Raw genomic sequence first — 9,141 nt, 5'->3', positions numbered from 1 at the left:
GTGCCGCTGAAGCCGGCCGCGCCGCTGGCCCTGCCCGGCCTCGCCGCCTATGCCGAACGGTGGAGGAGCCTCGCTGGCGCGCCGGCGCTTCCGGCGGTATAGATCAGACGTATCCGCCGCCCACTCCAGCCCCGAGGAAACCCCGATGTCCGCGCTCAATCATCTCGCCCTGCGGCAAGGCATCATCGACACCTGTCGCGAGATGAACGCCAGCGGGCTGAACCAGGGCACCTCCGGCAACGTGTCGCACCGGATCGAGGGCGGCATGCTGATCACCCCGACCAGCCTGCCCTACAGCCAGATGCAGCCCGAGGACATCGTCGAGATGTCGTTCGACGCCAGCTATGACGGGCGCCGCCTGCCCTCCTCCGAATGGCGCTTCCACCGCGACATCCTGAAGAACCGCACCGACGTGAACGTCGTGCTGCACACGCATTCGGTGTTCTCGACCACGCTGGCGGTGCATGAGAAGGGCATCCCCTGCTTCCACTACATGGTGGCGGTGGCCGGCGGCACCGACATCCGCTGCTCGCCCTATGCCTGCTTCGGCACGCAGGAGCTGTCGGACCACGCGCTGAAGGCGCTGGAGGGCCGCACCGCCTGCCTGCTGGGCCATCACGGCCTGATCGTGCTGGCCGAGAGCTTCGCCAAAGCGATGTGGCGGGCGGTCGAGGTCGAGGTGCTGGCCAAGATGTATGTCCACGCTCTGGCGATCGGCGAGCCGCCGCGCCTGACCGAGGCGGAGATGGCCCAGGTGATCGAGCAGATGCGGCGCATGAGCTACGGCCAGGCGCCGGATATCGACGGCGTCAGCGACACGCCGCGCCCGCGCAGCGCTGCTTGAGGAACCGTTCTCCATCGTCATGAGAGCGCTTGCCGCCGTGGCCGGCCTAGCCGCGCTGATGATCCCGGGCGTCGCCGGCGCGGCCGAGGCGCCGTCGCTGGACGTCCAGGTGGTCGCCGCCCGGACCGGGCCGGAGGCCGATGTCGTGCTGGTGCTGATGGTCACCGGCAACGGCCTCGACCCCAGCGCCCTGCCGGCCGATGCCGACCGCTGCGACGGCAGCGGCTATGCCCGCACCGACGACCCGCAGGAGACCGGCTGCTACAGGATCGCGGCCAGCGAGAACGGCAAGCCCGTCGGCAAGCTGTCCTACGACCTGATGCTCAACCACGGCAGCACCGCCTATCTGCTGCTGAGCTACCGCACCCCGGCCGATCCGAAATCGGCCCGCGCGCTGCGGCTCGACCTGTCCTTCAAGCTGTGGGACGACGTCGTCCGCAGCCGCGCCCCGGAGACGGCGATCGACCTGGCCAAGGCGCCGGGCTTCGACAACCCGGACAATCCCTGGGCGCCGCTTCACGCCTTCCAGGACCGGCGGCTGAACGAGGTCTATGACGCGCTGACCGCCAGCCCCCGGTTGACGACGGATGCGGAGGCGCGCCGGCTGCTGGTCCAGGCCGAGCGCGACTGGATCGCGCTGAAGGACGCCGATTGCAAAGCGCCGCTGGAGGCGACCCCGGCGGCGGAGGATTGGTGCCGGACGCTGCGCACCATCGACCGCATCGACCAGCTGGAGGCGTACCGGCGCGGCCTGGCCGGGGCGACGCCATGAGGCGGGCGGCCCTTCTTCTGCTGGTGCTCCTCCTCCCCGCCCTGCCGGCGCGGGCGGAGCAGGTGCTGTCCGTCGAGGTGCTGTCGGCGCGGCTGGCGCCGGGCCAGACCGACCTGCTGCTGCGCCTGATCGACGAGAGCGGCATCGACGTGCTGCGGCCCGAGGGCCAATGCGACAGCACCCAGCCCGGCGCCGGCGAGGCGTCGAGCGATTGCTATGCCGTGACCGTGGTCGAGAACGGCACCCCGGCGCCGCGCGTCGCCACCCGAATCCTGGAGACCCGCGGCTCCGACAGCTTCCTGCTGCTGAGCTGGCCGTCGACGGCAACCGGCGAGCGCCGGGCCAGCCTGCGGATCGAATATAACGGGTTCTATAACCACGACCCCGAGACCGAGCTGGCGCTGGCCGAGGGCGACGGCGGCGCGCTGGACCCGCAGGACCCGTTCGCCACCCTGCACCGGCTCTATGCCGGCAGGCTGGAGGCCTTCGCCGCCGGGCTGGCGGGCAGCCCGCCGGACGGGGTCGCCGATACCGGCCGCTGGCGCGACGCCTTCCTGGCGGCGCAGCAAGCCTGGGCGCGCTTCGCCGAGAGCGACTGCGCCGCCGCGGCCGCGCTGCTGGGCGACGCCGCCCGCAGCCGCTGCCAGGCCGACCGGGCGATGCAGCGGATCGACCAGCTGGACGGCAGCTACGCGCCGGAGTGACGGCGGTGGCCTCTTGAGATCGGCCCACGGCCCCTTTCCCGTCATTGCGAGCGCAGCGAAGCAATCCATGCAGCCGCTCGAGCGGGCCGATGGATTGCTTCGTCGGCTTCGCCTCCTCGCAATGACGGCGAGGGGGTGGCCGTTGTGAAAAGGTCCCGCCAGGCGGCGCGAGCACGCTCGCCGTAGAGACTCACAACCGCAATGAAGCCCCATCAAAAGCCCTATCTCCCGCCGCATTTAAGGAACATGTTCCGGCTTCGGACCCTTATCTCGGTTCCGCATCCGCGACCGCGAGACTGGAGGAAAGACATGCGTTCCATCCGCCTGCCCATGGCCGTCACCGCCGCCGCGCTGCTGCTGGCCGGCCCGGCCTCCGCCCAGGACATGCAGAACCTGCTGGACCAGGCCGGCAAGGCCCTCGACCAGGCCGGCCGGAAGGTGCAGCAGGGCTATGAGGACACTGCCAAGGCGATCGACGAGGCCATCGCCAACCCGCAGGACCCGACCCACGGCTCGCTGGCCACCCGGCTGATCCGGTCCGACGTGCTCGATTCGGCGCAGCGCCCGATCGGCGAGATCGCCGATTTCGTCATCGCCCCGAACGGCCAGGTGCTGCTGGCGATCATCCGCATCGGCGGCACGCTGGGCGTCGGCGGCCGGCTGGTCGCGGCCGAGTACGGCCAGCTGGAGCCGGTGCTGGTGAAGAACCACCCCGCCTTCGTCTACCGGGGCGACCTGGGCGCCCTGCCCGACTACAAGATCGCCACCGGCGGCTGACCCGTCCAATTCACACATCGCTGAAGTGAGTCTTTTCCAGCTCCCCCTCCCGCAAGGGGAGGGGGACTCAGGAAGAGTCCTCCGAAGCCCCAGATGACAGATGTCAAAAATTAGGCATTCCCTAAAGGGATGCCGGCGCTCTAGCTTGCGCATCATCCTCGCCGATGCCGGACCCGTGGTCCGGGCCCGGCGTGAAGCGCGCGGGCACGAACGATGCTGGACGTCCTGCTGATCCCGGTCCTGATCCTGGCGGCGCTCGGATGCGTCTATCTGGGCCTGGCCATCCTGCTGACCGGCCGCCACGCGAGGCGGCGCCCGCCGGAGCCCGGCAGCTTTCCGTCGATCACCGTGATCAAGCCGCTGCACGGCGTCGAGCCCGGGCTGTTCGAGAATCTCGCCTCCTTCTGCCGCCAGGACTATCCCGGCCCGGTGCAGATCCTGCTGGGCGTGGCCGATCCGCGCGACCCCGCTTTGGCCGTGGTCGCGCAGCTGCGCCAGGCCTTTCCGCAGGCGGCGCTGGAGCTGGTGGTGGATGCCCGCCGGCACGGCAGCAACCGCAAGGTCTCCAACCTGATCAACATGGCGGAGCGGATCCGCCACGACGTCGTGGTCTTCTCCGACAGCGACGTGCGGGTGCCGCCCGACCATCTGCGGCAGATGGTGGCGGAGCTGCAGGCCCCCGGGGTCGGCTGCGTCACCTGCCTGTATCACGGCGTGCCGACCGGCGGCGTATGGTCGCGGCTGATCGGCCTGGGCATGGACGCGCATTTCACGCCGAGCGTGATCGTCGGCCTGGGCCTGCGCCTGGCGCGGCCCTGCATCGGCACCACCATCGTGATGGGCCGCGACATGCTGGCGGAGATCGGCGGCTTGACGGCCTTCGCCGACCTGCTGGCCGAGGATTACGCCATCGGCGCCGCGGTCTGGGCCGCCGGCCGCCGGGTCGCGGTGTCGACCCAGCTGATCGGCCACCTGTGCAGCGAGGCCTCGGCCGGCACGATGTGGGCGCATGAGATGCGCTGGGCCCGCACCATCAAGAGCATCGACCCCCTCGGCTATGCCGGGTCGCTGATCACCCATCCCTTCCCGGCGGCACTGATCGCCTGGGCCCTGGGCGGAGGGATGCCGGCCCTGGCGCTGGCCGGGCTGGCGCTGGCCCTGCGGATCGGGCTGTGCATTCGCTTCGAACGCGCCTACTCTCTGCCGCCGCGGCCCTACTGGCTGATTCCGGCGCGCGACCTGCTGGCCTTCGCGGTTTTCGTCGTGAGCTATCTCGGCTCCGGCGTGAACTGGCGGGGCCATTTGTATCAACTCGTACCAGACGGCACCTTGGTGACGGATCGGAGGCCTCCCTCCCCATGACGATGAAGACATTGTTCCTGCAGGCGCCGTCCTTCGACGGCTTCGACGGCGGTGCCGGCTCGCGCTACCAGGCCAAGCGCGAGATCAAGTCCTTCTGGTACCCGACCTGGTTGGCCCAGCCGGCGGCGCTGGTCGAGGGCTCGAAGCTGATCGACGGCCCGCCGTCGCGCATCAGCCCCGCCGCGGTGGCCGCGCAGGCCAAGGATTACGACCTCGCCGTCCTGCATACCTCGACCCCGTCCTTCGCCTCCGACGTCAAGATGATCGAGGCGCTGAAGGCGGTGAACCCGAACCTGAAGGCCGGGCTGGTCGGCGCCAAGGTGGCGGTCGACCCGAACGGCAGCATGGCCGGGTCGCCGCTGATCGACTTCGTCGCCCGCAACGAGTTCGACTTCACCATCAAGGAGGTCGCCGACGGCCGCGACCTGTCGAAGATCGACGGGCTGACATACCGCAACTCCGAAGGCGTGGTGGTCCACAACCCGGAGCGCGCGACGCTCGAGAACATGGATGCGCTGCCCTTCGTCAGCCCGGTCTATCACCGCGACCTGGTGATCGAGGACTATTTCATCGGCTATCTGAAGCACCCGTACCTGTCGATCTACACCGGCCGCGGCTGCAAGTCGCGCTGCACCTTCTGCCTGTGGCCGCAGACCGTGGGCGGGCACCGCTACCGCACCCGCAGCGTCGGCCATGTGATCGACGAGATCCGCTGGGCGAAGCAGACGATGCCGCAGATCCGCGAGTTCTTCTTCGACGACGACACCTTCACCGACGACGCGCCGCGGGCCGAGGCGATCGCGCGCGAGCTGGGCAAGCTCGGCGTCACCTGGTCGTGCAACGCCAAGGCCAACGTGCCGCGCGAGACCCTGAAGGTGATGCGCGACAACGGCCTGCGCCTGCTGCTGGTCGGCTACGAATCCGGCAACCAGCAGATCCTGCACAACATCAAGAAGGGCATGCGGATCGAGGTCGCGGAGCGGTTCACCAAGGACTGCCACGAGCTCGGCATCCAGATCCACGGCACCTTCATCCTGGGCCTGCCGGGCGAGACCAAGGAGACGATCCAGGAGACCATCCGCTTCGCCACCCGGATCAACCCGCACACCATCCAGGTGTCGCTGGCGGCGCCCTATCCGGGCACCTTCCTGTACAATCAGGCGGTGGAGAACGGCTGGCTGGACGCGGACCATGCCGAGCTGGTGGATGAGAAGGGCGTGCAGATCGCGCCGCTGCACTACCCGCATCTGAGCCATGGCGAGATCTTCCACTCGGTGGAGGATTTCTACCGGCGCTTCTACTTCCGCGCCCCGAAGATCGCCTCGATCGTCGGCGAGATGGTGCGCAGCCCGGAGATGATGAAGCGCCGCCTGCGCGAGGGCGTGGAGTTCTTCCGCTTCCTCAAGGAGCGCAAGGCCGCCTGAACCTGGCGGACACCGGCATCGAAAGCGCAGAGGCCCCGGACGCGTCCGGGGCCTCAGTCTTGAGGGGGCTCAGCCCCGCCGGACGACGGTGCCGATCGCGTTGACGAGCAGGCGCGCCGCCGTGACGGCGGACAGGCCGCCGGCATCCGCGGGGGGATAGAGCTCGACCAGGTCGAAGCCGGCGATCCGCGCCCGCCTGCCGAGGCCGGCGATCAGGTCGATCGCCTGGGTGTAGCTGAGGCCGCCCGGCGTCGGCGCCGCCACGCCCGGCATGATGCCGGGGTCGAGGCCGTCGCAGTCCAGGGTGACGACGACCTGCGCCCCCTCCGGAATGTGCCGCAGCGCCGCGTCGACGCCGTGGGCGTGGACCTCGCGGGCGGTCACGAAGCGGCTGCCGTAGCGCCGCGCCGCGTCGATCTCCTCCTCCCGCGCGCTGCCGACCGCGCGCAGGCCGACCTGCACCATCCCGGCGACATGCGCCATCTCGCTGGCGCGGCGCATCGGGCTGGAATAGCCGTGGCGCTCGCCATGCCGTTCGTCGCGCCAGTCGATATGGGCGTCGATCTGCAGGATCCAGACCGGCCCGTGGTCGGCGAAGCCCGCCAGGAAGGGGATGACGACCGAATCGTCGCCGCCCAGCAGCATCGGCACGGCGCCCGACGCCAGCACCTGGCGCGTCCGCTCCTCGATCCGGGCCCGGTTCCCCTCATTGTCGCGCATCGCGGTCGGGATGTTGCCGATATCGATGCAGCAGGCCGGCCCGCCGTCGAACAGCGGACCGCCGAGATCGAAGTCCCAATGCTCGACGAGGTCCGCATCGTCCCGGCTGGCGGCGCGGATGGCATCGGGCGCCAGGGCATGGCCCCTGCTGTCCGCGGCGGGATAGGTGGTGCCGTGCCCGGCCCCGAACAGCACGATCCGGGGGCCGCGGCCGCCGGGAAGGCGGTCGGGAAAGCCCAGGAAGCCGGGCGCGGCGGCGGTCATTGCGCCCCCGTGACCCGCCAGATCACGTCGCCGACATCGTCCGCCATCAGCAGCGACCTGCCGTCCGGGCCGATGGTGACGCCGACCGGCCGGCCATAGGAGACGCGCTCGTCGGGCGACAGGAAGCCGGTCAGGATGTCGCGCACCGGCCCGGCGGGGCGTCCGTTCTCGAACGGCACGAAGACGAGCTTGTAGCCGCTGAGCTTGCTGCGGTTCCAGGAGCCGTGCTGGCCGATCGCCATGCCGTCGGGGAAGCCGGGCAGCGTGCCGGCCGGAACCCAGCACAGGCCCAGCGACGCGGTGTGGCCGCCCAGGGCGAAATCGGGGGTGATGGCCGATGCGACCAGCGCCGGGTCCTGCGGCACCCGGTCGTCGACGATCCGGTTCCAGTAGCAATAGGGCCAGCCGTAGAAGCCGCCGTCGCGCACCGAGGTCAGGTAGTCGGGCGGCGTCTCGTCGCCCAGCCCGTCGCGCTCGTTCACCACGGTCCAGAGGGCGCTCGTCGTCGGCTCCCACGCCATGCCGACCGGGTTTCGCAGGCCGGAGGCGAAGATGCGGACCTTGCCGCTGTCGAGATCCAGCTCGTGGATGGCCGCCCGGCCTTCCTCCGCCGCCATCCCGTGCTCCGCGATGTTGCTGAGCGAGCCGACGCCGACATAGAGCTTCCGCCCGTCGGGGCTGGCCAGCAGGCTGCGCGTCCAGTGCCCGCCGGGCTTGAACCTTGCCAGCGTCTGCCCGGCGGCGGTGATGCGGGTGTCGCCGCGCGCATAGGGAAAGGCCACCACGCCGTCGGTGTTGCCGACATAGAGCGTGTCGCCGAGCTGCGCCATGCCGAAGGGCTGGTTCAGCCCGCTGAGGAACACCTCGCGGGTCTCGGCGACGCCGTCGCCATCGGCATCGCGCAGCAGGGTGATGCGGTTCGGGCTCTCCCCCACCGCGGCGGCCCGCTTCATCGTGCTGACCATGGCGTAGTCGAAGACGGAGCGGATGCCCCCCGGCACGCTCAGCGCCTCGGCCACCAGCACGTCGCGATTCGGCAGCACGTGGATCCAGCGCGGATGCTTCAGGCCGGGGGCGAAGGCGTTGACCCGCAGCCCCGGCGCGGCGACCGGCGTCTGCCCCGCGGCCCATCCCTTCGCGGTCGGCATCTTCAGGGTCGGGATGCTGCCCTGCGGCTTCGCCGCAGGGATCGCCGGCGCACTGCCGAAGGCCGGTGTCTGCGGGCCGTCGTTCCGGTGCCGCACGAAGACCGCCCCAGCGCCGACCAGCGCGACCACCCGGGCGAAGATGCCGGACAAGCTCATTGCGTTCCCCACAGGCTTGGACATGAGCGACACGAAGCGCCCCGAGGTCGCGCCGACGATCCGCCAGGTGTCGGCATGCCGTGAGGGCCGTTTGCGGAAATGGCGGAATCGAGGATAAGCCGGACAAGTGTGGGGCGGAAGTCGTCCGGTGTCGAGGCGCCCGGCGCGGCATGGATTCCAGCCCCTCGCCCCGCTGGCTACACTCCGCGGCCTCCGGCGCGGCGCGATGCGCCGGCGGCTCGCGCGACGCGACCGGAGGACAGAATGGCGGATGACGATCGCACCAGGATCATTCCGAGGCGAACGCCGGAATCGGCGGCCATGCTGGCCGCCGTCAGGCGGGCGATGGCGCTCACCGCCGCCCTCAACCGCCTGACCTTCGACGACGCGGACGAGGTCCGGGCCCTGTTCAGCGAACTGACCGGCAGGGCGGTGGATGACGGCTTCCGGCTGATCCCGCCCTTCTACACCACCGGCGGCCCCGACATCCGGGTCGGGCGCAATGTCTTCGTGAACCAGAACTGCACCTTCTATGACCTCGGCGGGATCGACATCGGCGACGACGTGATGATCGGGCCGAATGTGAGCCTCATCACCTCCGGCCATCCCCTGGCGCCGTCGCGGCGGCGCGACGCCGTCATCGCGAAGCCGATCGTGATCGGGCGGAATGTCTGGATCGCCGCCGGCGCGATCGTCATCGGCGGCGTCACGGTCGGCGAGAATTCCGTGGTCGCGGCGGGGTCGGTCGTCACCCGCGACGTGCCGCCGGACAGCCTGGTCGGCGGCAACCCGGCGCGGGTCATCCGCTCGATCGCCGATGACTGAGGGGGTGGCCTGGCGTCCACGTCGCCTTCATTCCGGCCGGCCGCCCCCCATATGAACCGCAAGCTGCTGCCTCTCACCCACGGGGTCCCGACGGCCTGTGCCGCCCACCGAATCCCTCTCCTTCCATCCCCTTCCCGCCCTGTCG

General features: G+C 70.3%; 9 protein-coding genes. 7 read left to right on the top strand and 2 right to left on the bottom strand.

Going from position 1 to position 9,141, the window contains the following annotated elements:
• Nucleotides 1-145 precede the first annotated feature (145 nt).
• The 6 genes from P409_RS17675 (at nucleotide 146) to hpnJ (ending at nucleotide 5,883) form a co-directional block, all read left to right on the top strand.
• Nucleotides 146-844, top strand: coding sequence for a class II aldolase/adducin family protein (locus P409_RS17675; protein ID WP_034840365.1), 699 nt, complete (start codon nucleotides 146-148; stop codon nucleotides 842-844).
• A gap of 19 nt (nucleotides 845-863) precedes the next feature.
• Nucleotides 864-1,616, top strand: a complete 753-nt coding sequence (locus tag P409_RS17670) for a lysozyme inhibitor LprI family protein (RefSeq protein WP_081991591.1) — start codon at nucleotides 864-866, stop codon at nucleotides 1,614-1,616.
• On the top strand, nucleotides 1,613-2,320 hold the full coding sequence (locus P409_RS17665) for a lysozyme inhibitor LprI family protein (protein WP_034840359.1): 708 nt from the start codon (nucleotides 1,613-1,615) through the stop codon (nucleotides 2,318-2,320). The genes P409_RS17670 and P409_RS17665 overlap by 4 nt, the downstream gene beginning before the upstream one ends.
• Nucleotides 2,321-2,629: 309 nt before the next feature.
• A complete protein-coding gene (locus tag P409_RS17660; protein WP_034840356.1) occupies nucleotides 2,630-3,097 on the top strand; it encodes a PRC-barrel domain-containing protein in 468 nt (155 codons plus the stop codon).
• Nucleotides 3,098-3,310: 213 nt separating this feature from the next.
• Complete coding sequence (gene hpnI, locus P409_RS17655; protein ID WP_034840353.1) at nucleotides 3,311-4,459, top strand: bacteriohopanetetrol glucosamine biosynthesis glycosyltransferase HpnI; 1,149 nt, start codon at nucleotides 3,311-3,313, stop codon at nucleotides 4,457-4,459.
• Nucleotides 4,456-5,883, top strand: a complete 1,428-nt coding sequence (gene hpnJ, locus P409_RS17650; RefSeq protein ID WP_202964706.1) for a hopanoid biosynthesis associated radical SAM protein HpnJ — start codon at nucleotides 4,456-4,458, stop codon at nucleotides 5,881-5,883. The genes hpnI and hpnJ overlap by 4 nt, the downstream gene beginning before the upstream one ends.
• 69 nt (nucleotides 5,884-5,952) lie before the next feature.
• On the opposite strand, the gene P409_RS17645 is transcribed toward hpnJ, so the two are convergent.
• Entirely contained in the window at nucleotides 5,953-6,867 is a 915-nt protein-coding gene (locus P409_RS17645) for an agmatinase (protein ID WP_034840347.1), read from the bottom strand.
• Complete coding sequence (locus P409_RS17640) at nucleotides 6,864-8,171, bottom strand: PQQ-dependent sugar dehydrogenase (protein WP_034840344.1); 1,308 nt, start codon at nucleotides 8,169-8,171, stop codon at nucleotides 6,864-6,866. Before P409_RS17640 ends, P409_RS17645 begins: the two co-directional genes overlap by 4 nt.
• A gap of 264 nt (nucleotides 8,172-8,435) precedes the next feature.
• On the opposite strand from P409_RS17640, the gene P409_RS17635 reads away from it, so the two are divergent.
• Nucleotides 8,436-8,996 carry a sugar O-acetyltransferase gene (locus P409_RS17635; RefSeq protein ID WP_034840342.1) on the top strand — a complete coding sequence of 187 codons (561 nt, stop codon included), beginning with the start codon at nucleotides 8,436-8,438 and terminating at the stop codon, nucleotides 8,994-8,996.
• Nucleotides 8,997-9,141: the final 145 nt, after the last annotated feature.

Origin of the sequence: Inquilinus limosus MP06 (genome assembly GCF_000767795.1) — a bacterium.
GTDB lineage: Bacteria > Pseudomonadota > Alphaproteobacteria > DSM-16000 > Inquilinaceae > Inquilinus > Inquilinus limosus_E.
Note: the sequence above shows the minus strand (reverse complement) of the source record. Positions and strands in the feature narration are given on the sequence as shown.